The 25339-nt window shown below is 73.3% G+C and carries 25 protein-coding genes and 1 pseudogene; 16 read left to right on the top strand and 10 right to left on the bottom strand.

Annotated elements, in window-relative coordinates; genetic code table 11:
* Positions 1-7: 7 nt before the first annotated feature.
* Positions 8-1474, bottom strand: a complete 1467-nt coding sequence (locus tag G011_RS0114300; RefSeq protein WP_013152447.1) for a PLP-dependent aminotransferase family protein — start codon at positions 1472-1474, stop codon at positions 8-10.
* Positions 1475-1729: 255 nt separating this feature from the next.
* On the opposite strand from G011_RS0114300, the gene G011_RS0114295 reads away from it, so the two are divergent.
* Positions 1730-2464 carry a YitT family protein gene (locus tag G011_RS0114295; RefSeq protein ID WP_019609076.1) on the top strand — a complete coding sequence of 245 codons (735 nt, stop codon included), beginning with the start codon at positions 1730-1732 and terminating at the stop codon, positions 2462-2464.
* Between the two features lie 590 nt (positions 2465-3054).
* On the top strand, positions 3055-4860 hold the full coding sequence (locus tag G011_RS0114290) for a glycoside hydrolase family 15 protein (RefSeq protein ID WP_013152445.1): 1806 nt from the start codon (positions 3055-3057) through the stop codon (positions 4858-4860).
* Between the two features lie 260 nt (positions 4861-5120).
* Here the strand turns inward: G011_RS0114290 and G011_RS0114285 are convergent, their stop codons facing one another.
* The gene (locus G011_RS0114285; protein ID WP_019609075.1) at positions 5121-5762 is read right to left on the bottom strand and encodes a TetR/AcrR family transcriptional regulator; all 642 of its coding nucleotides are present in this window, start codon (positions 5760-5762) and stop codon (positions 5121-5123) included.
* Positions 5763-5865: 103 nt separating this feature from the next.
* Between G011_RS0114285 and G011_RS0114280 the strand changes: the two genes are divergently transcribed.
* From G011_RS0114280 to G011_RS0114255, 7 genes and pseudogenes are all read left to right on the top strand, one after another.
* Positions 5866-6906 carry a medium chain dehydrogenase/reductase family protein gene (locus G011_RS0114280; protein ID WP_019609074.1) on the top strand — a complete coding sequence of 347 codons (1041 nt, stop codon included), beginning with the start codon at positions 5866-5868 and terminating at the stop codon, positions 6904-6906.
* Between the two features lie 250 nt (positions 6907-7156).
* Complete coding sequence (locus G011_RS0114275; RefSeq protein WP_036552724.1) at positions 7157-7552, top strand: hypothetical protein; 396 nt, start codon at positions 7157-7159, stop codon at positions 7550-7552.
* Between the two features lie 12 nt (positions 7553-7564).
* Complete coding sequence (locus tag G011_RS0114270) at positions 7565-7786, top strand: DUF4258 domain-containing protein (protein WP_019609072.1); 222 nt, start codon at positions 7565-7567, stop codon at positions 7784-7786.
* Between the two features lie 5 nt (positions 7787-7791).
* Positions 7792-7929, top strand: a pseudogene (locus G011_RS32490) (DUF2283 domain-containing protein); the annotation flags it as partial.
* Between the two features lie 186 nt (positions 7930-8115).
* Positions 8116-8298, top strand: a complete 183-nt coding sequence (locus tag G011_RS32485) for a helix-turn-helix domain-containing protein (protein ID WP_036552723.1) — start codon at positions 8116-8118, stop codon at positions 8296-8298.
* A 74-nt stretch (positions 8299-8372) separates the two neighbouring features.
* Positions 8373-9044, top strand: a complete 672-nt coding sequence (locus G011_RS0114260) for a uracil-DNA glycosylase (protein WP_081642971.1) — start codon at positions 8373-8375, stop codon at positions 9042-9044.
* Between the two features lie 137 nt (positions 9045-9181).
* Complete coding sequence (locus G011_RS0114255) at positions 9182-12424, top strand: NACHT domain-containing NTPase (RefSeq protein ID WP_019609069.1); 3243 nt, start codon at positions 9182-9184, stop codon at positions 12422-12424.
* Positions 12425-12572: 148 nt separating this feature from the next.
* On the opposite strand, the gene G011_RS0114250 is transcribed toward G011_RS0114255, so the two are convergent.
* Positions 12573-13373, bottom strand: a complete 801-nt coding sequence (locus G011_RS0114250) for a Sir2 family NAD-dependent protein deacetylase (RefSeq protein ID WP_013152440.1) — start codon at positions 13371-13373, stop codon at positions 12573-12575.
* Positions 13374-13592: 219 nt separating this feature from the next.
* Between G011_RS0114250 and G011_RS0114245 the strand changes: the two genes are divergently transcribed.
* Positions 13593-14477: a sulfotransferase gene (locus G011_RS0114245; protein ID WP_019609068.1), complete on the top strand. Its 885-nt coding sequence runs from the start codon at positions 13593-13595 to the stop codon at positions 14475-14477.
* A 139-nt stretch (positions 14478-14616) separates the two neighbouring features.
* On the opposite strand, the gene G011_RS0114240 is transcribed toward G011_RS0114245, so the two are convergent.
* A complete protein-coding gene (locus G011_RS0114240) occupies positions 14617-15210 on the bottom strand; it encodes a TetR/AcrR family transcriptional regulator (protein ID WP_019609067.1) in 594 nt (197 codons plus the stop codon).
* A gap of 79 nt (positions 15211-15289) precedes the next feature.
* Between G011_RS0114240 and G011_RS0114235 the strand changes: the two genes are divergently transcribed.
* Positions 15290-16441 (top strand): DMT family transporter, encoded by a 1152-nt coding sequence (locus tag G011_RS0114235; protein ID WP_019609066.1) that lies wholly within the window; start codon positions 15290-15292, stop codon positions 16439-16441.
* On the opposite strand, the gene G011_RS0114230 is transcribed toward G011_RS0114235, so the two are convergent.
* A complete protein-coding gene (locus G011_RS0114230; protein ID WP_019609065.1) occupies positions 16389-16919 on the bottom strand; it encodes a RidA family protein in 531 nt (176 codons plus the stop codon). The two genes, G011_RS0114235 and G011_RS0114230, sit on opposite strands and share 53 nt — an antisense overlap.
* Before the next feature lie 88 nt (positions 16920-17007).
* Between G011_RS0114230 and G011_RS32105 the strand changes: the two genes are divergently transcribed.
* Positions 17008-17169: a hypothetical protein gene (locus G011_RS32105; protein ID WP_174548284.1), complete on the top strand. Its 162-nt coding sequence runs from the start codon at positions 17008-17010 to the stop codon at positions 17167-17169.
* A gap of 37 nt (positions 17170-17206) precedes the next feature.
* On the opposite strand, the gene G011_RS0114220 is transcribed toward G011_RS32105, so the two are convergent.
* Entirely contained in the window at positions 17207-18043 is an 837-nt protein-coding gene (locus tag G011_RS0114220) for an aldo/keto reductase (RefSeq protein WP_019609063.1), read from the bottom strand.
* A 396-nt stretch (positions 18044-18439) separates the two neighbouring features.
* On the opposite strand from G011_RS0114220, the gene G011_RS0114215 reads away from it, so the two are divergent.
* Positions 18440-19621 carry a CdaR family transcriptional regulator gene (locus tag G011_RS0114215; protein WP_019609062.1) on the top strand — a complete coding sequence of 394 codons (1182 nt, stop codon included), beginning with the start codon at positions 18440-18442 and terminating at the stop codon, positions 19619-19621.
* A gap of 194 nt (positions 19622-19815) precedes the next feature.
* On the opposite strand, the gene G011_RS32100 is transcribed toward G011_RS0114215, so the two are convergent.
* A complete protein-coding gene (locus G011_RS32100; RefSeq protein WP_019609061.1) occupies positions 19816-19989 on the bottom strand; it encodes a hypothetical protein in 174 nt (57 codons plus the stop codon).
* 519 nt (positions 19990-20508) lie between these two features.
* Between G011_RS32100 and G011_RS0114200 the strand changes: the two genes are divergently transcribed.
* Positions 20509-21102, top strand: a complete 594-nt coding sequence (locus G011_RS0114200; RefSeq protein ID WP_019609059.1) for a Dps family protein — start codon at positions 20509-20511, stop codon at positions 21100-21102.
* A gap of 159 nt (positions 21103-21261) precedes the next feature.
* Entirely contained in the window at positions 21262-22344 is a 1083-nt protein-coding gene (locus tag G011_RS0114195) for a pectinesterase family protein (RefSeq protein ID WP_019609058.1), read from the top strand.
* A gap of 221 nt (positions 22345-22565) precedes the next feature.
* Here the strand turns inward: G011_RS0114195 and G011_RS0114190 are convergent, their stop codons facing one another.
* The gene (locus G011_RS0114190) at positions 22566-23510 is read right to left on the bottom strand and encodes a MetQ/NlpA family ABC transporter substrate-binding protein (protein WP_019609057.1); all 945 of its coding nucleotides are present in this window, start codon (positions 23508-23510) and stop codon (positions 22566-22568) included.
* 246 nt (positions 23511-23756) lie between these two features.
* Here G011_RS0114190 and G011_RS0114185 point away from each other — a divergent pair, with 246 nt between their 5' ends.
* Positions 23757-24263 carry a winged helix-turn-helix domain-containing protein gene (locus G011_RS0114185; RefSeq protein ID WP_036552721.1) on the top strand — a complete coding sequence of 169 codons (507 nt, stop codon included), beginning with the start codon at positions 23757-23759 and terminating at the stop codon, positions 24261-24263.
* A 63-nt stretch (positions 24264-24326) separates the two neighbouring features.
* On the opposite strand, the gene G011_RS0114180 is transcribed toward G011_RS0114185, so the two are convergent.
* On the bottom strand, positions 24327-24719 hold the full coding sequence (locus tag G011_RS0114180) for a rhodanese-like domain-containing protein (RefSeq protein ID WP_019609056.1): 393 nt from the start codon (positions 24717-24719) through the stop codon (positions 24327-24329).
* Positions 24716-25252: a cysteine dioxygenase family protein gene (locus G011_RS0114175; RefSeq protein ID WP_019609055.1), complete on the bottom strand. Its 537-nt coding sequence runs from the start codon at positions 25250-25252 to the stop codon at positions 24716-24718. Before G011_RS0114175 ends, G011_RS0114180 begins: the two co-directional genes overlap by 4 nt.
* Between the last annotated feature and the right edge of the window lie 87 nt (positions 25253-25339).

The following is a 25339-nucleotide window of genomic DNA, read 5'->3' as shown; positions in this document are numbered from 1 at the left end:
CGTGCCCTCACACGTAGAGCTGGCCCCGGGGCTGCGCCGGGTGGACCAGGGTCTCGGTGTAGGCGGCGGCCAGGCGCTCCACGGCGTCCACGAGCACGTCCGGCGGCTGGGTGTAGGCCAGGCGCAGATAGCGCTCCAGGGTTCCGTCGGCGCCGAACACCGGCCCGGCGGCCGGGTGCACCCCGTGCCGGATCGCGGCCGTGGCCAGCGCGCTGGCCACCGGGTGGGGCAGGGTCGCCCACAGCACCAGCCCGCCCCCGGGCACGCTGGGCCGCCAGTCGGGGAGGCGTTCGCGCAGCGCGTGCAGCAGCGCGTCGCGGTTGCGGCGCAGCTGGCGGCTGCGCTCGGCCCGGATGCGCAGCACGTCGGAGAGCAGGTGGGTGGCGGTGAGCTGGTCCAGCACCGCCCCGGCCAGGTCGAAGCGCTGACGGGTGGCCATGAGCCGGGCCACCATCGGCGGTGTGGTGCGCACCCACCCCACCCGCAGGCCGCCCCACAGCAGCTTGGCCACCGACCCCACCGTCAGCACCCGGCCGTCGGTGTCGTGGGCGGCCACCGGCGCGGGCAGGTCGCCGGAGTCGATGGCCAGTTCGGCGACGGTCTCGTCGACGATCAGGTGGGTTCCCGCCCGGCGCGCCTCGCGCACGAGGACCCGGCGCTCCTCGTCGTCCATCAGGGCGCCGGTGGGGTTGTGGAAGTCGGGGATCAGGTAGGCCAGTCGGGGTTTCCACTGGCGGAACGCGTCGACGAGGTACTCCATGTCCCAGCCCTGCGGGGTCACCCCGACCGTGCGCACCCGCGCCCCGGCCCGCCGGATGGCGTCCAGGGCGTGCGGGTAGGTGGGCGACTCCACCAGGACCTCGTCGCCGGACTGCACGAGCATGTCCACGGCCAGCGCGACGCCCTGCTGGGCACCGTTGGTGACGAAGATCTGCTCCGGGGTGGTGGGCAGCCCGCGCTCGACGTAGCGCCGGGCGATGGCGTGCCGCAGTTCGGGCAGCCCGTAGGGGTAGTAGCCGAGCCCTCCCACGTGCGCGGCGAGCTGTTCGGCCGCCCGGAACGCGGCGGCGCGCAGCCCCTCCACCGCCGGGGGCGCGGCCACCCCCAGGTCGATGTGCTCGGCGGTGGGGACGAAGGGCGAGGGCTCGCTGGTCGCGGAGTCGGGTAGGACGGTCCAGCTGCCCGCGCCCTGCCTGCTCTCCAGGAAGCGGTTGTCGCGCAGCCAGGCGTAGGCGGCGGTGACGGTGTTGCGGCTGACCCCGAGGGCGGCGGCGAGGTCGCGTTCGGCCGGGAGGCGGGTGTTGGTGGGCACGCGGCCGTCCAGGACCAGTCCGCTGACGGCGCGGGCGATGGCCAGGTAGAAGGGGCGCTCCACGGGCGCCTCGCCGATGAGGCGCGCCAGCAGACGTCCGTTGATCCGCCGGGTGCCGCCCCCGGAACGCTCCGCCGCGCGGTGAGCGCCCTGTCTCGCCATGCCGTCCCCTGCCGCCGCGTTGAAAGGGCCAGTTACCTGGATTGGCTCTTCATTCCAGGCGCCACATCCGCCACGATACCCAGGTGGCCCCCTTACTGGACCCGGGCCCGGCGGGGGGCCAACGGGGACGGCGAACGGCCCGGCCGGTCGCCGCGTGCGCTCCGGGCCGCCGCCACCGGCCGCTCCGCCGGAACCGCGTGCCCGTGTTCCCGCGCGGGTTCTCATCCGATGATCCCAGGAAAGACAGGTGTTTCCGTGACCGCACAGCCCAGCCCCGCCCGTGACGCGGCCGCCGCTCTGCTGAGCCGGGTGCTGGTCACCCCCGCCCTGCCCCGGCCCCGGCTGCGCCGCCTGGCGCAGCTGTACGCGGGCCTGGTCCTCTACGGGCTGAGCGGCGCGCTGCTGGTGCACGCGGGACTGGGTGCGATGCCCTGGGACGTGCTGCACCAGGGGTTGTCCCGACAGACGGGGCTGTCCATCGGCACGTGGAGCGTGCTGGTGGGCGCGATGCTGATGCTGCTGTGGATTCCGCTGCGCCAGAAGCCGGGTCTGGGCACGCTGAGCAATGTGGTCGTCGTGGGGATGACCGTGGACCTGTTCCTGTGGCTGCTGCCCGAGGCGGATTCGCTGGTGGTGCGGGTGCTGCTGCTGGGGCTCGGGGTGGTGGTGTGCGCGGTCGCGACCGGCTGCTACATCGGCGCCCAGCTGGGGCCGGGTCCCCGGGACGGGCTGATGACCGGCCTGGCGGCCCGGGGGTTGTCGGTGCGCCTGGCCAGGACCGTGATCGAGGTGACCGTCGTGGTCACCGGCTTCCTCCTGGGCGGGACCGTGGGGGTGGGCACGCTGGTGTTCGCGGTGGCGATCGGGCCGCTGGCCCAGGTCTTCCTGCCCCTGATGCGCGTGCCCGATCCGGTCGCCGGGCGGTCCGGTCCCCGCCGGTCCCGGGGAGCCGAACGCGGGAGTGCGCCGGGGCCCGTGCACCCGGAGTGAGCCGTCCCGGAGCGAACCCGTGCGGAGGGGCGCCGGCACCGCGCGGTACCGCCACGCGCACGGCCGCGACGGACCGTCCCGGCGCACGGGGCGCCCCGTATCGCCGCGGGTGCCCGGCTCCGGAGGCCCGGCGGGGTTGCGGACGCGCCGAGTACGCCTATTCCGGCTGACCTTGGCCTTCCCGTCACCGGATCTTGATCACCGCGTCATAACTTCTGGTCCAACAAACTCCCCCATTCCGCCACATACTTCGCTGCACCTGCCGGTGCACGTGCAACTGCGGGTGGCGCCCCTCCGGAGGAGAGGGAAAGATGGGGACCGCGGTGAACGGAAAGGACCGTGTTCGGGACGGTTCCTGGGCACCGGCCTTTTCGGCTGCCTCCACCTGGGCACATTACCGGGTGGAAGGCGAGCGGCGGCTGGTGCGGAGGCGGAACGTGGCCCGAACGGCGCCTGGCGGCGGTGCCGCCCCCCATGGCGGGCAGGAGACGGGACCCCGGCGGGACGCGCACACGGGTGCGCGCGCGGGCGGCCGTCGCAGGACACCGCGCACCCCACGAGGCGCCGACCGCAGAGACCATGACGACCTGATGGGGGTGAGCCGCGTGCCCGGCTGGATCGAGGACTACGCAATGATCGGCGACATGCAGACCGCCGCGCTGGTCGGGCGCGACGGGTCCATCGACTGGGCGTGCCTTCCCGACTTCGACTCCTCGGCCTGTTTCGCCGCGCTGCTGGGCGACGAGCAGAACGGCTGCTGGACCCTGCGCCCCGCCGAGGGCGAGCCGCGCGCCACCCGCCGCCGCTACCGGGGTGACACGCTCATCCTGGAGTCGGAGTGGGACACCCCCTCCGGGTCGGTCCGGGTCATCGACTTCATGCCGCCGCGCGGCGGCGCCCCGCACATCGTGCGCATCGTCGAGGGGCTGAGCGGCTCCGTGCGCATGGAGACGACCATGCGCATCCGCTTCGACTACGGCCACGTCGTGCCGTGGGTGCACCGGACCGGGGCCGAACTGGTGGCCATCGCCGGACCCGACGCCATCTGGCTCAGCACCCCCATCTCCCTCCAGGGCCACAACTTCACCCACGACGCCACCTTCACCGTCACCGCGGGCCAGCGGGTGCCCTTCGTGATGACCTGGCACCCCTCCCAGGTGGAGGAGTCCGACCACCTGGACGCGGAGAAGGCGCTCTCGCGCACCGAGCGCTTCTGGGAGAAGTGGGTCAACCAGTGCACCTACGAGGGCCCCTACCGCGAGGCGGTGATCCGCTCCCTCATCGTGCTCAAGGCCCTGACCTACCGCCCCACCGGCGGGATCGTCGCCGCCCCCACCACCTCCCTGCCCGAGGAGATCGGCGGGGTGCGCAACTGGGACTACCGCTACTGCTGGCTGCGCGACGCCACCATCACGCTGGAGGCGATGATCCGCTCCGGCTACAAGGACGAGGCGCTGGCCTGGCGCGAGTGGCTGGTGCGGGCGATCGCGGGCGAACCCCAGCTCATGCAGATCATGTACGGCATCCGGGGCGAGCGCAGACTCACCGAGTGGGAGGCCGAGTGGCTGCCGGGCTACGAGGCCTCCCGCCCGGTCCGGATCGGCAACGCCGCCGTGGGCCAGTACCAGCTCGACGTCTACGGCGAGGTCATGGACGTGCTGCACCTGGCCCGCCGCCACAACATCCGCGGCGGCGACTACCTGTGGGGCCTCCAGCGCTCGCTGGTCAACTACCTGGAGTGGTGCTGGGACGAGCCGGACGAGGGCCTGTGGGAGGTGCGCGGGCCCCGCCAGCACTTCGTGCACTCCAAGGTGATGGCCTGGGTGGCGGCCGACCGCGCGGTGCGCAGCATCGAGGAGTTCGGCAAGGAAGGGCCCATCGAACGCTGGAGGGCCCTGCGCGACACCATCCACGCCGAGGTGTGCGAGTACGGCTACGACCCCCAGCGCAACACGTTCACCCAGTACTACGGCAGCAAGGAGCTGGACGCGGCGCTCCTGCTGATCCCCGAGGTGGGTTTCCTGCCCTACGACGACCCGCGCGTGGTCGGCACCATCGAGGCGGTGCGCAAGGACCTGATGGTGGACGGGTTCGTGCTGCGCTACCGCACCGACCTGGACGACTCCGCCGACCAGCTGCCCGGCAACGAGGGCGCGTTCCTGGCGTGCAGCTTCTGGATGGCCAACGCGCTGCTGTCGATCGGCCGCCAGGACGAGGCCCGCGAGCTGTTCGAGCGGCTGCTGTCCCTGCGCAACGACGTGGGCCTGCTGGCCGAGGAGTGGGACCCGCGTGAGAACCGCCAGGTCGGCAACTTCCCCCAGGCGTTCAGCCACGTGCCGCTGGTGACCACCGCGCTCAACCTGTCCACCCGCCAGGGGGGATGGCGCGCCGAGTAGGCCGCGCCACCCGGCCGCCCCCGTACCGATCCGTCTCCCCCGACCCCCTCCCCCGCCCGCTCTGCGTCCCCCACCGGAGCGGACGTGCACCAGAGCGGACGCGCGTCCCCCGCGCCCCGGCCCCGGGACCGTGGGGCGGGGGCGTCGCCGTGTACGGGACACGGCCGTGGCCGCCCGACGCCCCACGCGGGACGGGCCGCGGGGCGCACCGGACGTGGGAGCGGCTCCGCCAGGTCCGGGCTCCGAAGCGGCGCGGGGGCTCAGTCCCGGCGGAGGCGGGCCAGCGCCGGGATCATTCGCTCGCCGATGTCCTCCGGACCGGGGAAGACCCGGGTCACGGCGCGCTGGTGGGCGAGCCCGTGCAGGCCCAGCCACAGCCCGACCGCGTCGGCCTCGGGGTCGGTGCTGGTGGAGATCCCGGCCTCGACGCAGGCGGCGAGCGCCTCGCCGAGCACGCGCAGGCTCGCGTCCCCGAGGCTGACGAGGTCCTGCTCGGTCACCGACGAGTCCCCGAGCGTGGGCATCCACAGGCCGCCGAACATGGTGCGGTACCGCTCGGGGCGTGAGCGGGCGAAGCCGAGGTAGGCGTGGCACACGGCGTACAGGCGTGCGCGGGGATCGCCGCCCGCCCGCGCCACCGCCGCGTTCAGCGCCTCCTCCAGCTCGTCGAAGGCACGGCGGACCACGGCCAGCATGATGGCGGGCTGGTCCGCGAAGTGCGGGTAGATCGACGGCGCCGCGATCCCGACGCGGCGCGCGAGGGACCGCAGGGTGATGGCGCGCTCGTCCCCCGTCTCGTCGAGCATCTCCACCGCGGCGTCGACGATCTCCTCACGCAGGCGACCGCCCTGTCCCCGGCGGTTGCGGGTGCGCGGCGCGGAGGCTTCCTTCGTGTCCTTCATGGTGTCACCTTACGGCTGGAAGTCGATGCGGTCCGTCTTGCATCCTTGAGTTTACGGCTGTAAGTTTACGCGCGTTAGCAAAAAGCTTCCGACAGGAGTCCCCATGAACGCCGCCACCACCGCCACCCAGGTCCTGCTGCCCGGCCGGGTCGAACCCTCCGGCCTCCAGGTACGGCTCCGAGCACTGTCCGCTCCCGGAGCCGGACACGTCCTGCTGCGCATGGAGGCGACCGGGGTCTCGTTCGCCGAGCAGCAGATGCGCCTGGGCAAGTACTTCGACCAGCCCCCGTTCCCGTTCGTGCCGGGCTACGACGTCGTCGGCACCGTCGAAGCCGCCGGTCCGGGCGTGGACACCTCCCTCATCGGGCGCCGCTTCGCCGCCGTCACCAAGACCGGCGCCTGGGCCAGCCATCTGGTCCTGGACGCACGCGACCTCGTGGCGGTGCCGGAGGGGGCGGACCCGGCGCAGGTCGAGACGCTGCTCGTCAACGGCATCACCGCCTGGCAGATGCTGCACCGCACGGCCCGCGTGCGGCGGGGCGGCACCGTCGTCGTACTGGGCGCCAACGGCGGCGTGGGCACGGTCCTGGTCCAGCTCGCCCTGCACGCCGGGATCACCGTGATCGGTACGGCCGCGCCGCGCCACCACGAGGCCGTGCGCGCGCTCGGCGCGACCCCCGTCGACTACCGCGACCCGCACGTGTACGACAGGATCCGGGACCTGGCGCCCGAGGGCGTGGACGCGGTGTTCGACCACGTCGGCGGCGGGAACCTGGTCCGGTCGTGGCGCCTGCTGCGGCGCGGCGGCACACTCGTCTCCTACGGCACGGCGTCGACGAAGGACGTCGAGGGCGACTCCCGGCTGCCCGTGCTCGCGCTCTTCGGCCGACTCCTGGTGTGGAACGCCCTGCCCAACGGCCGGAGCGCCCACTTCTACAACTTCTGGGCCGGACGCGCCCGCCGCGCCGACGCCTTCCGCGCCCGGCTGCGCGAGGACCTGACCGAGGTGCTGCGGCTGCTCGCCGACGGGGTCCTGGCACCGCAGGTGGCCGCCCGCGTCCCGCTCTCGGAGGCCTCCCGCGCGCTGGCCCTCGCCGAGTCCCGCACGGTCGTCGGGAAGGTCGTGCTCGTCCCCGACGCGTGAGGCCAGCGCGCTCCGGACCTCCCCGCCACCGGTCCACGGTCCTCGAAGCCGGTGGAGCCGCCCGTGGTACGCCCCTCGTCCACGAGTCCGTCCGCACAGCGGTGAAGTCCGATCACCGAGCACATCCGCGCCGACGTGCACCACTGGCGGGACCCTCCCAGAAGGCAGGTGCGGAGAGCCGGTCATGATTCCGGTGCGATTGTGCCGTTCTTCTGCGCCCTCCCTCCTCCTCGGCCTAGTCTCAGGCCCTATGGGACAGACCAACGCCCCGCTCGACTACGTCTTCCTTCTCGGGCGGGAGATCGGAGTGGACGGAGACGTCCTTTCGATACGTGACCCGGCACTGCGTGTGCTGGCTGTGGAGCGAGTGCCCTGCGAAGTGGAACTCGGTGTGGCCCTCGCGCTCCTGGAGACCAGTGGGGCGGAACGGCTCCAGCAGATACTCCTGGAGGTCGTTCGCCCCTCCGGGGATGTCGCACTGGCCATGAGCGGAAAGGCGGATGCACCCTCTTCCAGCCGTGCGGCTGTCTGGGCCAGCCCTCTCCACGTGGTGATCGACGAGACCGGTGAATGGACCGTGAGGGTACGTGCCGGTGGAGTCCAGGCCGTGCGAGTGGTCGATGTCGTGGTGAAGGCGACGGAGTAGATGCCTCCGCGAATGACCACCCACCTTCTCGAGAGGATGCGGCGAAGGCGCATCGCCGAGGAAGACGTCCTGGCGGTGCTGCAACGCCCTCTGGCAGAGGAGCTCGACTCCGCGAACAACTCCTACAAGCTGTACGGACACACCGGTGACGGCAGGAAGATCTACGTTGCGGTGAAGGACACGACCTGGGGAACTCCAGACCCTGTGATCAAGACGGTGGTGGAAGTATCGTGATTCCCATGGCAGCGCCCCGGAGAGTGACGATCGACCAGGAAGCGGACGCGGGTTACCTGACTCTCGCCGACGCTCGCGTGGAGAGAACCCTCGACTACGGTCCGTTCGTCGTGGACTACTCCGCTGACGGTCGGCCGGTGGGGGTGGAAGTCCTCACCCTGGGGCGTCCTCTGGACACCACAGCCCTTCTGGAGGTTCTGCAGGAGTCCGGAGCGGCGGACCCGGACACACGAGCGTGGGTGAACGCGTTCGCCGCCCAGATCCTGGGGCTCGATGACCGGGTGCCCGTCCCGCCGCTTCGGCGCGGACCGAAGGCACCCCCTGAGGAGATGCGCTTCCTGACTGTCGCGGAGGTCGCCTCGATCATGCGCGTGTCGAAGATGACGGTGTACCGCATGGTTCACGCCGGAGTCCTCCCGGCGGTCCGGGTGGGCCGCTCCTACCGGGTTCCCGAGCGCTCCGTACACAAGTACGTCGAGGAGATGGGCTCCCGGCTCCGCGTCCTCGGGTGAGAAAGTGCGCTCCCGGGAACGGGGCGGGCCCGAAGCGGACGTGGATGTCGCCCGCTGCCGCTAGTGTTCTGGCCATGCCGAAGGACCTGAAAGAAATCATGGACAGCGGTTGGGCCGAGGCCCTGGAGCCGGTCGCGCCGCAGATCGCCGCGATGGGCGACTTCCTGCGCCAGGAGGTCGCGGAGGGCCGCACCTACCTCCCCGCCGGTGAGAACGTCCTGCGCGCCTTCAAGCAGCCCTTCGAGGACGTGCGCGTGCTCATCGTGGGCCAGGACCCCTATCCGACCCCGGGCAACGCGGTGGGTCTGAGCTTCTCGGTCGCCCCGGACGTGCGCCTGCCCGCGAGCCTGCGCAACATCTACAAGGAGATGGTCGACGACCTGGGCGTGCCCATGCCCTCCAACGGCGACCTGACCCCGTGGACCCAGCAGGGCGTGCTGCTGCTCAACAGGGTGCTGTCGGTGGAGCCGGGCAAGGCCGGTTCGCACCGGGGCAAGGGCTGGGAGGCCGTCACCGAGCAGGCCATCCGGGCGCTCGCCGAGCGCGACAAGCCGCTGGTGGCGATCCTGTGGGGGCGCGACGCCCGCAACCTGCGCCCGCTGATGCCGGGCGTACCGTGCGTGGAGTCCGCGCACCCGAGCCCGCTGTCGGCACGGAACGGGTTCTTCGGCTCGAAGCCGTTCAGCCGCGCCAACGAGATGCTCAAGGAACAGAACTCCGACCTGGTGAACTGGGAGCTGCCCTAGCGGATCCCACCACGGGAGCACGCTCACTTCTCCCGGACCCCCGAAACCCATGCTGACCTGCGGACTCGGCACCACCCCCGGTGCCGGGTCCGACCGTGTTTCCCCCACCTCCCTCGAAGTCGGAAGAGGCACCCCCGATGGCGAAACGGCTCACCTACGCGGACGCGCTCAAGATCCTCGGCCACAACGACTCGGAGGTGATGAACCTCGCCGAGAGGCTCGCGGACGGCGGACTGGGACTGGTGGGGGTGCCCGACCTCTTCGGTCTGCGCGGGTTCCTGGTGAGCAAGGGCCGCCAGGCCATCGAGGGGATCCGGGGCAAGCTCAGCGGTGAGAGCCGCCTGTCCCGGACGGAGAAGATCGAGGCGGCCCACAAGGTCCTGGTCCTCATCTCGTTCTTCGAGGCGGTGGAGGAGTGCCTGGACAGGGCCGAGGCGCCCTTCTCCCTGGACGCGCTCAAACTCTCCGAGGCCGAACCGTTCACGCACTTCGACTCGGCCCTCCAGGACCTGGGGGAGCTCCCCGCCCCCGCCGACGTGCACACCGAGAACGTGGCCCCCTACGAGATCCTCCAGGTCTTCCACCTCCTCACGGGCAGCTTCAGCGACATCCTGGTGAGCCATCCCGAGGCCGTCGAACACGGTGTGGACCACGACCACCCCCTCATGGCACGGCTGACCGACGAGGTCCCCGAGGACGCCGCCCGGCGGCTCACCGAGTACCTGCGCCAGCTCGCCGCCGAGGTCCCCGAGTTCGGCATGTGGGTGCACCTCTACGAGCACGACCGCACCCGCCAGGTCCTCGCCCAGGGGTTCGGGGAGCTGAGCGAACTGCTGGAGCTGGCGGGCTCCGGCCGACCGGTGGACCAGCGCAGGCGGGAACTCGCAGCCTCCTACCGGGCGGTGCTGCGCCAGCCCGTGCTGCGCTCGGACGAGGCCTCGTCGGGGCTGGTCCTGCCCGCCCTGGAGGACGCCTACGTTCCCCCGTGCGGCCGTGTGCTGAGGGCCGACAGCAACGGCTCCCCCTCCACGGAGGAGGCGTGGCAGGAGGCCGTGCTCGTGGACGACCTCCGGCGCTTCTTCGCGCTGCACCTGATCCATTCGAGCTCCGTCGAGACCCCCACGGTCGTCCTGGGCCACCCGGGCGCGGGCAAGTCCAAGTTCACCGAGATGCTCGCGGCCCACCTGCCCGCCGCCGACTTCCTTCCGATCCGGGTGGAGCTGCGCTCGGTCCAGCCGAACGCGCCCATCCACGCGCAGATCGAGGAAGGACTCGCCGAGACGCTCCACACCCGCGTGTCCTGGCGCGAACTCGCCGAGTCGGCGGACGGCGCGCTGCCCGTCATCATCCTGGACGGCTTCGACGAACTCCTCCAGGCGACCGGTGTGGACCGCTCCGACTACCTGGAGCGGGTGGAGGAGTTCCAGCACAAGCAGGAGGCCCTGGGGCAGCCCGTGGCGGTCATCGTCACCAGCCGCACGGTCGTGGCGGACCGGACGCGCTTCCCCATGGGCACCACCGTGGTCCGGCTGGAACCCTTCACCGAGACCCAGATCGGACAGATGGTCCGGGTGTGGAACGAGGCGAACGCGCGGGCCCTGGCCTCCCGCGGCCTGGACCCGCTGACCGTCGACTCCCTCCTGCCCTACCGCGAACTGGCCGAGCAGCCCCTGCTGCTGCTCATGCTGCTCATCTACGACGCCGGGGACAACGGTCTGCGGCGCGCCTCGCACGCCCTGTCCCACGGTGAGCTGTACGAACGGCTGCTGACGATGTTCGCCAGGCGCGAGGTGGACAAGCACCACTCCGGCCTGGGCAGGAACGACTTCGACGAAGCGGTCGAGGAGGAGCTGCGCCGTCTGGAGATCGCCGCGCTGGCGATGTTCACCCGGCGCAAGCAGAGCGTGAGCGCCGACGAGCTGGACCGGGACCTCGCGGTCCTCATGCCCGACGCGGCGGTGCGCGCGGCCGACGCCGACCTGCACGGACGGATCGACCCCGCCCACCAGGTGCTGGGCAGGTTCTTCTTCGTCCACGAGTCCCGGGCCAGGCGCGGCGAGGGCAGCGCGAGCGTGTTCGAGTTCCTGCACGCCACCTTCGGCGAGTACCTGGTGGCCAGGGCCGTGGTCGTCGCCCTGGACGAGCTTGACGCCTCACGCGCGCGCTCCCCGCGGCGCCGGGGTCGGAGCACCCGCCCCGACGACGGCGAGCTGTACGCCCTGTCCTCCTTCGCCAGCTACGCGGGCAGGGAGAAGGTCGTGGACTTCCTCGCCGAACTCCTGGAGCGCCGGTTCGCCGAGGAACCCGAGGCCCGCGAGGACTACGCGCGCCTGCTCGTGGAACTGTTCCAGGAGGCGCCCTTCCCCGCCTCCAACCGGTCCTACACCGCCTACGAGCCCGCGCGGCTGCCGCTGACCCGCCGCGAGGCCAACTACACCAGCAACCTCGTGATCCTGCTGTGCCTGGTGCGCGAGGAGCCGGTGGACGTCCGCGAGCTCTTCCCGGAGGCGCACGAGCCCGACCAGACCCTCCAGGGCACCACCACGCTGTGGCGCACCCTGCCCGGCGCCGAGTGGTTCAGCATCGTGTCCGTGCTCCGCGTCCGCCACCTGGACGGCTGGGAGGCCGGCGGCCCCGTGACGGTCATCGGCAGGGAGGACGGCGCACCGGTCAACGTCGGGGAGTGCATGGGGTTCGAACTGCGCAAGAACAACGACGCCGTGCCCTCCGTGACCGACCCCTACGGCATCTCCGTGTCCTACGACACGGTCGCCTCCCGTCTGCTCCGGTCGATGGCGATGCGCGTCAACGGCACGGCCGCGCGCTTCGTGTTCGGGCTCCTGCCCTACCTGGGCCACGTGTCGGAGGACCTGGGCACCTGGTACGCGGACGTCCACTCCGAGGCGACGTGGACGGAGGCCCACGAGGTCATGCGGCTGCGGCTGGAGCCCGCCGCCGAAAGCCCCGGGGAGCGCCTGCGCACCTACCGGCGTCTGCTCGCGCAGCGGGCCCTCGGACGCCTCGAACTGGTGGTGCTCAGGCAGGCGGCGGAGGACCTGGCCCTCGCGCCCGAGGCGTCCGCGTTCGGTGCCGAACTCGTGGAGATCGTCAACCTCTACCTCAACGGTGTGCGGACGGTGGTGGTCGGGCCCCAGATCCGGGAGGAGACGGTCGTCCCGGTCCTGCGGGCCCTGGCCCCGCACACGCACGAGGACGTCTTCGAGCGGGTCCTCGGACTCGCCCGGGCCTCGTGGGAGCCGGAGCACGGCGCCCGTGCCGTCGGCGGTGTCGGGGAAATCGGGGAACAGGCCGCCGACACCGTCCCCGGGCTGCGCCGGACGCCTTTCCCGACGGGCCACTACAGCAGCAGCGGGGGCTGAGCGCGCCGCCCCGGCAGCCGGCCGTGCCGAAACCCGGCGCGGCCCGCGTCCCCGTCCAGGGCGACGGTCGGACGCGTCGGGATCCGGCGGGTCCGGCGGCCTCCTCACGTCCCTGTCCCGTGCGTGCGGACCAGCCGCCGCGCCCCCGCTACCCGGCCGCGCGCACCCGCTCCACCAGGGCGGGGAGCGCCGTGCCGATGGGGTCGCGGACCACGGCACCGGCGAAGTCGTCGTAGGGCGTGGGCTCGGCGTTGACGACCACCAGGCTGGCCCGCGCCATCATGGCCACGTCGCACAGCCCCGCCACCGGGTGGACCGTCAGCGACGTGCCCACGGCCAGGAACACGTCGCACTCGCGGGCGGCCCGGCTGGCCGCGTCGACGACGTCCGCGTCGAGCCGCTGCCCGAAGGAGATGGTGTCGGACTTCTGGATGCCGCCGCACTCCGGGCAGCGGGGGTCGGACTCCTCGTCCAGGCGCGCCAGCACCGTCTCGCTCGGCGTGCGCAGGCCGCACGCCATGCACACCACCCGCAGCATGGTGCCGTGCACCTCGATGACCGCGTCCTCGGACGTCCCGCCCCGCTGGTGCAGGCCGTCGATGTTCTGGGTGATCAGGGCCCGCAGCCGCCCGGTGGCCTCCAGGTCGGCCAGGGCGCGGTGCGCGGCGTTGGGGCGGGCCCGCCACACCGGGTGGGTGCGGCGCTGGGCCCACACCCTGCGGCGCACGTCCGCGTCGCCCATGTAGATGTCGATGTCGGAGAGGGCCTGCGCGTCCGGGTCGGTGGTCCACACCCCGTGCGGTCCGCGGAAGTCGGGGATGCCGGAGTCGGTGGACACGCCCGCCCCGGTGAGGACCGTGACGCGTTCGGCGGACTCCAGGAGTTCGGCGGCCCGTTCGAACTCCCCTGGGTCGGAGAAGGGCGCTGATTCGGTGGTCGTCGAGGCCATACCCCCCATTCTTACGCGGACGGGGCACCGTTCGCCCCACCGCGCCCGCCGCCGCGCACGGCGCGCCCCGCGACGCTCCGGCGCACCGCCCCGGGCCGCGGCGGTGCGCGGCGCCGGCCCGACCCGGGGCATAATCTCGGGGGCACAGGAAGGGCACGGAGGCCACATCCCCTGCCGATGCACACGAGGTGGGCAAAGGGTGCGAAAATCGACACCGTCATGAAGCAGCCGTCCTACATCCTCGTGGTCAACGGGACCAAGGTCGAGCGCCCGGTGTTCGTCCTGGGCGCTCCCCACTCGGGAGTCGCCGAGGTCGCCCGTGCCCTGTCGCGCGTGCCCGGCCTGCACCTGGGCGCGGGCTCGTCGGGCGTGCTCAACGCCGTCTACGCCGTGGCCAGACGCCCCTCCCTCGCGTTGGAGAAGGTCGCCGGGACGGCGAGCCTGCTGCGCGAGGCCTACGCCGAGGCCTGGCAGCTCACGCCCCTGACCTGCCCGCGCTGTCCGGGACCGTGGGCGCGCGTGCCCGCCAACGCCGCCGCCGAGCCGTGCGAGCACAGCGCGGAGGTGCGCCGCTACGGCGACGCCAGCCCCGACCTGCTGTTCTGCGCCACCGCCCTGCACGCGGCCTTCCCCGACGCCCTGTTCGTCCAGGTCATCCGGGACGGCCGCGACGTCATCGCGGACATGATGGAGGACGAGCGCTCGCTGGCCTGGCTCAAGCCGAGCTTCATGAAGCTCGACCACGAGTTCCCCAACCACTTCTTCGGCCTGGAGGAGGAGTCGGACCTGTCCGCGTTCACGGAGGGCTCCACCGCCGCCAAGTGCGCGATGCGCTGGCGCGGGGCGATCCGCATGTCGGCCCTGCTGCGCCGCTCCATCGGCGCCGAGCAGCTGATGACCCTGCGCTACGAGGACGTGCACGGCGGCGAGGTGGAGGCGGCCGAGCGGCTGCGGGAGTTCACCGGGGCGCGGGTGTCGGCCTCGGAGCTGCTGACCGCGGAGTCCTGGGGCGTGGGGTCGTGGCGCGAGCGCCTGACGCGCGACCAGTACGGCGACGTGCGCCAGGTGGCGGGCACGGAGCTGTCCCGGCTCGGCTACACCTGAGCCCCCGGCGGGACCGGCGCGCGCTCATGGCGGCCCCGGTCCCCTGTTCGCGGGCCCGGACGGGCCCCGGCCCCACCCCCCGGCCCCGATCCCCGGTCCCCCGTCCGAAACGGCCGGACACGCCCCGGCTCCGGCGCCCTCAGTCCGCGCCGTGCACGGTCATCAGGGCGTCCGCCGCGGCGCGGGCGGTGCGCGCGGCGTCGACGACCCCGGTGACGTTGCGGGCCACCACGGCGCCCTCGTGCAGCATGGCCAGCGCGTCGCCGAGCGCCCCGGGGTCCCTGGCGCCCGACCGCTCGGCCAGGTCGGCGTAGAGGCCGCGCAGCCACCGTTTCTGCTCCTCGGCGACGGCGCGGCCGGGGTGCTCGGGGTCGGAGAGCTCGGCGTAGGCGTTGACCATGGCGCAGCCGCGCGGGTTCTCCTCGCCCGTCCAGTCGTCCAGGGCGTCGAACGTGGCGGCCACCAGCTCCCTCGGGGTCCGGGCCCGCTCCAGGTAGCCGTCCAGGTAGGCGCGCCAGCGGGCGTCGCGGGCGCGCAGGTAGTGGACGACGAGCTGCTGCTTGGATCCGAAGCGGTCGTAGATGGTCTTCTTGGTGACCCCCGCCCGCTCGGCGACCAGCTCCATGCCCACGGTGTTGATCCCGCGGGTGTAGAACAGCTCGGTCGCCACGTCCAGGACGCGGCGCGCGGCCGGGGTCAGCGGTGTCGTCGCGGTAGCGGGCACGGTGTCCACTCCCTCCCTCGCGCCCCGTCGGGGGCGCCTCGTTCGGACTACATTGTGAGTATACCGACCGGTGTGTTTACCTGCCCGCATGGAACACATCAAGACACGTCCCCGCCGCTCCGTACCACCCCTCCTGCTCGCCGCCGGACTGGTGGTGATGTGGAGCTCCGGCTTCGTCGGCGCGGATCTGGGCACCCGGTACGCGCCCGCGACCACGCTGCTGGCCTGGCGTTTCCTGGTCGTGGCCGCACTCCTGGCGGGGTGGTGGCTGTGGCGGGGTCCGCGGATGTCCCGGCGTGACCTGGCGGCGCACGCCGTGCTGGGCCTGCTGGCCCAGTCCGGGTACCTGTACGGGGTGTTCGCCGCCGCGCAGGCGGGTGTGGCCGCCGGGACGAGCGCGCTGGTGGCCGCCCTCCAGCCCCTGGTGGCGACCGCCCTGGCCGTCCCGCTGCTGGGCGAACGGGTGCGGCCGCGCCAGTTGGCGGGCCTCGCGCTGGGGCTGGGCGGGGTCGGCCTGGTGGTGGGCGCGGACCTGTTCCGGCCGGGCGCGGCGCCGTGGTGGGGCTACCTGCTGCCGTTCGGGGCGATGCTGTCCCTAGTGGCCGCGACCCTGCTGGAGCGCCGCGCGCGGCCCGGGGGCTCGGTGGTGCAGGCCCTGGCGGTGCAGTGCGCGGTGAGCGCGGTGCTGTTCACGGGGCTGGCCGCGGCCACCGGGACGCTGGCACCGCCCGCCGACCCCGGGTTCTGGGCGGCGGTGGTGTGGGTGGTGGTGCTGTCCACCCTGGGCGGCTACGGCCTGTACTGGGCCGTCCTGGCCCGCTCGGGCGTGGCCCGGGTGTCGGCCCTGCTGTACCTGACCCCGCCCACCACGCTGGTGTGGTCGTGGCTGATGTTCGGCGACCCGGTGGGGCCGGTCGCCCTGGCGGGGATGGCGGTGTGCGCGGTGGCCGTGGTGCTGGTGAGCACCGGGGGAACCGGAAGCCGCGCCGCCCGGACGGACACGAAGGCTACCGGCGCTCCCGGCCGGGAACCGAAACGCACGGCCGCAACCACCACGAGCACCCCCGACCGGGAACCGGAGCACACGGCCGCAACCACCACGAGCACCCCCGACCGGCTACCGGAGCGTCGGGCCGAGACCGCTGCCGCTGCTCCCGCCCGGGCGCCGGAACGCGGGACCGGGGACGCTACGGACGCTCCCGGGCCGGAAGCGGACCGACCCCGTCCGAGGAGACGGTGACCCCGGGCCGTCCGGCCTCCTCGACCGGGCTCCACACCTGCTCCGCGCGCAGGGGTCCGCTCCCGGTCGCGTCGGGGACCACGGCGGTGCACGCCACCTCCACCACGGCGTCGGGGTCCAGGAGGTCCACCACCCCCAGGACCGTCGTCGGCGGGTGGAAGCGGCCCATGTGCCGCCGGTAGACCGCGCCCATGCTCTGGCCGTGGGCACGGTAGGCCGCCATGGACGTGGTGAAGACGCGCATGTCCACCACGTGGGCGGGCTCGGCTCCCGCCGCGCGCAGCGCCTCCACCGCGTTGGCGAGCGCGCGGTCGAACTGCTCCGCCAGGCCCTCCCCGACGATCCTGCCGTCGGGGCGGTGCGCGCGCTGCCCGCCGACGTGGACCACCCGCCCGGGGCTGACCACGAGCGCGTGGGAGGAGCCCGTCGGCTCGGCGAGGGTGAGCGGGTTGACGATCTCGTGCGGTGTCCGGCCCATCGGCGGCCCCTCCTGCCCGTGTCGCGCCCGCCGACCGTCACGGACGGGCCCTTTGGGAACCCGCCGCACGGGCGGCTACGATGAGCGCATGTCGATCACTGTGCTGCTGTCCGCCCTCGCCCTCGTCGCCGTGCTGGGGGTCTTCGCCGCCATCTTCGTCGGCGGCGCCGTCTACGTCGGCCGCATGCGCCGCAACGGCACCGAGGCCGTCCTGGCCGGGGCCCGCAGGCACCGGGAGCTGCGCGACTAGGAGGTCCCCTCCGGGCCCCGGCGGGCGGCGGGGAGGTTCAGGCGCCGTCGAAGTCGTCGGGGTCGGGGCCGAACCTGCTGTCGGTGTTGAGCCCGCTGATGCGGTCCATCTCCGCGCGGGAGAGCTCGAAGTCGAAGACCTGGAAGTTGGAGCGGATGCGCTCGGGGGTCACCGACTTGGGGATCACCACGTTGCCGAGCTGGATGTGCCAGCGCAGCAGCACCTGCGCGGGCGTGCGCCCGTGCGCCTCGGCGACCGCGACGACGGTCGGGTGGCCGAGCAGCTTGCCCTGTCCCAGGGGACTCCACGCCTCGGTGACGATGCCGTGCTTGGCGTCGAAGGAGCGCATGTCCGCCTGGGTGAGCAGCGGGTGCAGCTCGATCTGGTTGACCATGGGCGTGATGCCGCCCTCCTCCATGACCCGCTCCAGGTGCGGGCGCTGGAAGTTGGACACGCCGATGGCGCGGACGCGGCCCTCGGCGTAGAGGCGCTCCAGCGCCTTCCAGGTCGGCACGTACAGGTTCCGGCGGGGCATGGGCCAGTGCACGAGGTACAGGTCGACGGTGTCCAGGTTCAGGCGTCCCAGGCTGGCCTCGAAGGCGCGCAGGGTGGCGTCGTAGCCCTGGTCGGGGTTGGCCAGCTTGGTCGTCACGAACAGCTCGCCGCGATCCAGGCCCGAGCGGCGCAGCGCCTCGCCCACCCCCTCCTCGTTGCCGTAGGCGGCCGCGGTGTCGATGCTGCGGTAGCCCGCCTCCAGCGCGGTGGAGACGGCCGCCACGACCTCCTCCTGGGGCACCTGCCACACGCCGAAGCCCAGCTGCGGAATGCGCAGGCCATTACCCAGAGTGAGTTCTGGAACGGTCGTCTGCTGCATCTGTCTCATCCCCCGTCGGCGCCGAACGGTCTGCCTTGCTCTTCCAACATGCGGTCTTCCCCCTACCGCAGTCGCATACTGCCACGTCCGGGCGGGTCGCGGTCCCAGATGCGCCGTGACTGTGCGGGCTTTTTACCGTTCACGCCCGGTGACAGCCGACGTGTGGGGACATCCCGGACACCGAGGTCTCCGCCCGGGCGGAGGGAGCCGCCGGCGGGAACGGCGCGGGGTTCCCCCGGTGTCGTCCTCCGCCCCGGCGGCACCTCCCACGCGTCACTGTGCTCTCTCTTTCCTCGCCCCTACCCGGTGGGACCGGTCCTGCCCACACACCCCCGCTCCCCTGTGCCCGGGGGGTCGCCGCCGATAGGCTTCCCTGGCCGTTCTGGAGGTGGGGCGATGGGACACGAACAGCGTGCCCGGGTCGGCGCCGAGCTGGCGCGGGAGCGGGCCGGGCTGGTCGAGCGCATCGTCGCCGAGGTGCACGCCGAGGTCCCGGCCTACCGCGCGCTGCACGGGTCCCAGCTCACCGAGGTCCGGGCGATCACCGGGTGGCTGATGGGCCGCTCGCTGGAGCTGTGGGCGGCCGGGGCGACGCGGCTGCCGCCGGAGGACGTGGAGCGGCTGCGCGGCATCGGCCGGTCCCGGGCGGCCGACGGGCGTTCGATCGGCGCGGTGGTGCGCGCGCACCGGGTGGGCTCGGCGGCGGCGGTGCGCCTGGTCGCCGAACTCGCCTCCGACCGGCTCGACGCCGCCGACGTGTTCGCCCTGGGCGAACTGTGGCTGACCTCGATCGACCAGATCTCCGAGAGCCTGTCCGCGGGCCACGCCGAGGCCGCGCGCCGCCTGGACGCGGACCTGGAGCGGGCCCGCCGGGCCTTCCTGGACGACCTGCTGATCGGTCGGCAGGCCTCGCGCGGGGCCATCCGCGACCGGGCGCGGACCCTGGGCATCGCCCCGCCCGACCCGGCGGTGCTGGTGGTGGCCGAGGCCGACGGCGGCCCCTGCGACGGGGCGCCGCGGTCGGCCGCGGTCGCCGCCGGGATGGAGCTGCCGGGCCTGGTGGAACCGGCGGGCGCCGACCCGCTGGTGACCACGCGCTCGGGACGCGTGGTGCTGCTGGTCCGCCCCGACGACGCCGACCGGGTGGCCGCCGTGCTCGGCGGACGCCCCTGGCGCGGGTGCGTGCTGGAGCCGCGCGCGCTGACGGACATGTCGGCCGCCTACCGGCTGGCCGACGGCGCCCTGGAGACCGCGCCCGCGCACGCCTTCGACTCCCGGGGGCTGCTCGGGACCTCCGACGCGTGCGTGCTGGCGCTGCTCAACGGCGGCCCGGTCACCCCGGCCGCGGTCCGCCGCACCGTGCTGGGGCCGCTGCTGGCCGAGGGCAACGCCCACCTGCTGGAGACGCTGCGGGCCTACCTGCGCGAGGGCGCGGCGACCACGGCCGCGCAGGCGCTGCACGTGCACGCCCAGACGCTGCGCTACCGGCTGCGCCGGGTGCGGGAGCTGACCGGGCACGACCCGCACCGGCCCTGGCAGCGGTTCGTGCTGGAGACCGCCTGCGCGATCGCGCCCTGACCGGTTCCGGCGCGGACGGCTGCCCGGGCCTTCCGGTCTGTGGCGCGGACAGGCCCCGACCCGCTCGCGCGTACGGGCCGGGGCGCGGTGCTCGCTGGGAGGGTGGCCCGCTCGCGCGTACGGGCCCCGCACGGCGGGGCCGCGCCATGAGACGCCCTGGCGGTCCGCTCGCGCGCGTACGGGCCGGGCACGGATCAGGGCGCCGTGGACGGCCCGGTCCCCTCCGGTGGCGTCTGCTGGAGGACCTGGTCGCGGTACTCCTGGAAGGACTCCCATCCGTCGTCGCCGTCCTCGCTCAGGAAGTCGCCGCTCGAGCAGTCGAGGGCGCGGCAGCCGAGCACCTGGGCCATGCGGAGGATGGAGGGCACGGACGGGGTCGCCGCCGCGGACGTGGAGCATCACGCTCCTCACCGGGTCCCCGGTGCCGATGTTGAGCTCCATGTCCCAGCCCTGCTCCTCGTCCCGGAGGTGGCCCCAGGCCGGATCGGACAGGTCCGCCTCGGGGAAGGCCTCGCGCAGCGTCGCCAGGAGCCGGGCCAGCGGCGCGATGGACTCGGTCCCGAGGTCCTCGGGGAGGTCGTCGACGGACTCCGCGTCCGCGGGCGCCGGCGTCAGCAGTACGTCCCAGCTCATGGGACTCCTCTCTCACGGGGATGCTCCGGCCGGACACTAGCGTCCGCCTGCGACGGTCCCGGTACGCCGCGGCCCGGCACACGCCGCACCGGGCCCGGCGGACCGCTCCGACCAGCGAAAGCACACGAAACTTACCCTCGGTTGGCGCGGGGTTAGGCCCCCGGAAGCGGTGGGTAGCCGAGACTGGCAGGCGGAGCGCGGCCACCGTGCGCGCTCCCCGCGACACGAGTCACACCGACTGGAGGGGGACCAGAGTGACGACCGCAGAGCGCAAGACCGGGGCACCCAAGCCCAGGAGCAGCCAGCCGTGGCTGCACCAGAGCGGCGAGGAGATCCAGGAGTTCGGGACGGTCCGCCAGTTCCCGGTCGGGCTGTCCTACGACACCCGGATGTACTCGTGCCAGCGGCTCAACCAGGTGCTGTGCGACACGCGCATCCTGCACGACCTGTACAAGAAGCACCACTGGCTCATGCGCGGGCACACCTTCTACCAGCTGCACCTGCTGATGGACAAGCACGCCGGCGAGCAGACCGCGCTGATCGACGACCTGGCCGAGCGCGTCCAGACACTCGGCGGGGTGGCGGTCGGCGACCCCCGGCACGTCGCGGAGATCACCAGCATCCCGCGCCCGCCCGACGGCGCCGAGGAGGTGCCCGCGATGCTCTCCCGCCTGCTGGAGGCACACGAGACGATCCTGGAGGACTGCCACGACGCCGCCGCGCGCACGCAGGAGCTGGGGGACGACGGCACCAACGACCTGCTGGTGTCGGACGTGATCCGCACCAACGAGCTCCAGGCCTGGTTCGTGGCCGAGCACCTGGTGGACACCCCGCTGGTGCGCACCTAGACCCGGACACACGTGTCGAGGGGCCCGGCGGTCGCGCCGGGCCCCTCGACGCGCTCGGGGGTTGACGGGGCGCGGCCGCGTCGGGGACAGTTCTGCAATCGGTTGCAGTACCGGCACCGTCCTCGGCGAAAGAGTTCACCTCAGGAGAGGGGCCCGCCCATGGTCCGCCGCAGCTCCCCCGCCGTCCCCGGCGCGGCACACACGGGCGCGGGCGCCCGGCCCACCCCCGGAGCGGAGGGCCGGGTGATCACCGTGGCCGCAGACGGTTCCGGCGACCACACCGGGGTCCAGGCCGCGATCGACGCCGTGCCCGCGGGCGGCGCCGAACGCGTCACCATCCGCGTCGGGGCGGGCGTCTACCGCGAGCCGGTGGTGGTTCCCGCGGACAAACCCGGGATCACCCTGCTCGGCTCGACCGGCGACCCCCGGGACGTGGTCCTCACCTACGACCGTGCGGCGGGCACCCCCAGGCCCGGCGGGGGCGTCCACGGCACGTCCGGCAGCGCCAGCGTCCTCGTCTCCGGAGACGGCACGCACGCCCGCGACCTGACCTTCGCGAACTCCTGGCTGCGCGAGGAGCACCCCGGCGTCACCGGAACCCAGGCGGTCGCGCTGCGCGCCACCGGGGACCGGCTGGTCTTCGACAACGTGCGCTTCCTGGGCCACCAGGACACGCTGTACGCGGACTCACCGGACGCGGACACCCCCGCGCGGCAGTACTACCGCGGCTGCTACGTCGAGGGCGACGTGGACTTCGTCTTCGGCCGGGCCACGGCCGTGTTCGACGGATGCGTGTTCCACTCCCTGGACCGGGGCAGCGACACCGACAACGGCTACGTGACCGCGCCGAGCACCCGGCCCGGCCGGGAGTTCGGCTTCCTGGTCACCCGCGGCCGCTTCACCGGGGACGCCCCCGCCGGGACCGTCTACCTGGGCCGCCCGTGGGTGCCCAGCTCGCACCCGGACGCCGAGCCGCGGGTGCTGGTGCGCGACTCCTGGATGGGCCGCCACTTCCGCGGGGAGGGCTGGATCGCGATGGCCTCCGGCCACGACTGGCGGCGGTTCCGGATGCTGGAGTACCGCAACTCCGGTCCCGGCGCGCTGGTCACCGCGGACCGACCGCAGATGGACCCGGCCGAGGCCGCCCGGCACACCGTCGAGGCCTACCTGGCCGGGGACGACGGATGGAACCCGGCGCGGGAGCGCACGGGGCGCCCGGAGTCCGCCGCCCGGGGACGCTGATCCGGTCCGCCGTGCGGGCGCGCCCGGGGTCGGGCTCCGCCTGATGGGCGCGTCGCGCGCCAGGAGGGCTCCGGACTCGTTCCCGCCGCGCGACCCGTCCGGCCCCGACCTCCGGACACGGCGAAGGGCGGTGGAGCTGACCGCTCCACCGCCCTCGCGGACGGACGGGGTGTGCGGCGGCGGTCCCTGCCGGGCGCCGACCCGCACCTGCGAACCCCCGGCTACTCCTGGTCGGCCTCGGGGCTCTCGGTCGCGTCGTCGGCGCTGTCGTCGGGGCTCTCGGCGGCGTCGGCGTCGTCACCGGCAGCGGTCTCGACGATGTCGCCCTCGGCGTCCACCGCCAGGACCACGCCCTGCCAGGACTCCTGGATGAACTCCAGGACCCGCTCGTCGTGCAGCAGCTCGGCGAGCAGCTGGATGCGCTCGTCCTCGGCGTTCTCGGCCAGGGTCACCAGGCCGTTGGCGTAGGACTCGACGTAGTCGTCGCCCTCGGGCTCCCAGGCCAGGACGTTGGACTGCTCGGGCAGGTCGGTCTCGATGGCGTAGTTGCCGTTGACCACCGCGGCGTCCACGTCGGAGATCGAGCGGGGCAGCTGCGCGGCCTCCAGCGGCGTCACCGTGATGTCGCGCGGGTTGTCGACGATGTCCCTCTCGGTGGCGGACTCCCCGGCCTCGGGGTCGACGGTCACCAGGCCCTCGGCCTCCAGGATGCCCAGGGCGCGGGCGAGGTTGGCCGGGTCGTTGGGGACCGCGATCTCGGCGCCGTCGGGCAGGTCGTCGATGCTCTCGACGCTCTCGGAGTACAGGCCGAGCCGCTCGATGTGGACGTCGGTCAGGTAGGTGAGCTCGGCGTCGGGCCCGTTGGCCGTCCACTCGTTGAGGAAGGCGCGGTGCTGGAAGTAGTTGGCGTCCAGCTCTCCCTCGACCAGGGCGGTGTTGGGGACGTTGTAGTCGGAGATCTCCTCGATCTCCAGGTTCAGCCCGGCCTCCTCGGCGAGGTTCTCCTCGATGAAGGCGAGGATGTCGCCGTGCGGCACCGGGCTGACGCCCACCCGCAGCACGTCCCCCTCGCCGCCGGACTCGGCGGCCTGCTCGCTGGGCGCGCCGCAGGCGGCGAGCGCCAGGGTGAGGGCGGCTGCTCCGAGTGCGGCTGGAGTCGTGCGCATGGTGCGCTCCTTCGTGATCGTGGATGGAGGATCGCGGGGACGGGCCCCGCGGCGGCCGGTACGGATGCCGGCGAGGGTGCGGCTCCGCGGACCCTGTGGGGTACCGAGGAGCTGATCAGAGCTTAATCCACCGAATTGGTAGGAATTATCACTTCTGGGGCTCCAGGCACGTGGCATCGGCCACACGGGTCATATTCCCTACTGAATCGGTAGAAATTATAGGGTTATGCGCGCATCATGGGGAGCATGCCCAGCGCACACAGCCCTCTCGGCGCACCACCCGCCCCCGCACCGCCCCGGAACCCGACGCCCCCGGCCGGTGGACCCGGCTCCGAGCACTCGCTCCTCGGCGTGCTGCCGCTGCCCGGCGGCGACAGGTACATGCTGGTCTACGGCGTCGTCGTGGACGAGCCGCGCACACCCGACCGGCCGCCGCCCCGCGTGCGCGCCGGGCTGCTCGTGGACCGCGGCGCCCGCCGGGTCTGGTCGGGCGGCCGGGAGGTCGAGCTGACCTACCAGGAGTACGAGCTGCTGGACTGCCTGACCGCCTCGCCCGGACGCGCCATCCCCCGCGAGGAGCTGTTGGAGCGGGTGTGGAGCGCACGGAAGGGACAGAGCTCGCGCACGATCGACGTGCACGTCCACCGGCTGCGCCGCAAGCTCGGCCCCGCCGGGGGCCTCATCACCACCGTGCGCAGGGTCGGCTACGTCTACGAGGGGCCTCCGGCGTCGGTGTCCGCCGTCGGGGCCTGAGAAACCCGCGCGCGGCCCCGGGAGCGGGGCCGCGCGGAGGGGACCGGGTCGGGGTCCGGCGTGTCAGCCGCCGAGCGCGGGCTCGGTGACGGGCAGACCCCGGGCCCGCCAGGAGCGGTAGCCGCCGACCATGTCGGTGGCCCGGGTCAGGCCCAGCTCCTGGAGCTGGACGGCGGCCAGGCTGGAGGCGTAGCCCTCGTTGCAGAACAGCACGACGAGCCGGTCCGCGGAGTCGGCCTCGGGGATCCGGTCCGGGCTGGTGGGGTCGAGCCGCCACTCCAGCACGTTGCGGTCGATCACCAGCGCACCGGGGATCTCCCCCTCGGCCTCGCGGTTGACGGCGGGGCGGGTGTCGACCAGCAGGGCGCCCGCCCGCTGGGCCGCCAGCGCCTCGGCGGGCGAGAGCCGGTCCAGACGGGCGCGCCCGCTCTCCAGGAGCCGTTCGACGGCACTCACCGGCGGCCTCCCCTGGCGGGTACGCCCCCCAGGACGGGGGCGTCCGGTTCGGGGTCGGTGGTCAGGACGCTCCGGGTGCGGCGCAGCGCCCCGTCGCCGCCGACCTCGTAGTAGTGCATGGCGGTCAGCGGCGGCGAGTAGGCGTGCACGCTCACGGCGGGCGAGTCGGAGGCGTTGACGACGTCGTGCACGTGGCCGAGCGGGAAGCGGCCTCCCCCGCCGTCGGGCAGGGCGCGCTCGCGCAGCCCGGCGTCCCAGTACCGCTCGACCAGGTCCCCGGCGACGACCGTGAGCGCGCCGAGCGAACCGGCGTGGTCGTGCAGGCGGGTGGACTGGTCGGGGGTCCAGGAGATCAGCCAGACGTCGGTGTGGTCGTCGGCGCGCAGCCGGACCGACCAGCGGTTCCGTGCGTCGAAGCGGACCTCGTGGAGCCCCTCGCGGACCTCCCGGGCGACCTCGGCGGTCAGCTCGGACAGGCGGTCCAGGGTGAGCGGGGTGGGCGCCGCGGCGGGCGCTGCTGCGGTGTCGGTCATGGCGTGGTCCTTCGGAAGGTCGTGAGCGGTCCTTGTCGGTCACACGGGCCGCTGACACCGCTCGTCGAAGACGGTCGCCCGCGGGTG

Origin of the sequence: Nocardiopsis sp. CNS-639 (assembly GCF_000381685.1) — a bacterium.
Taxonomy (GTDB): Bacteria; Actinomycetota; Actinomycetes; order Streptosporangiales; family Streptosporangiaceae; genus Nocardiopsis; species Nocardiopsis dassonvillei.
This window is presented reverse-complemented; position numbering and strand designations above follow the sequence as displayed.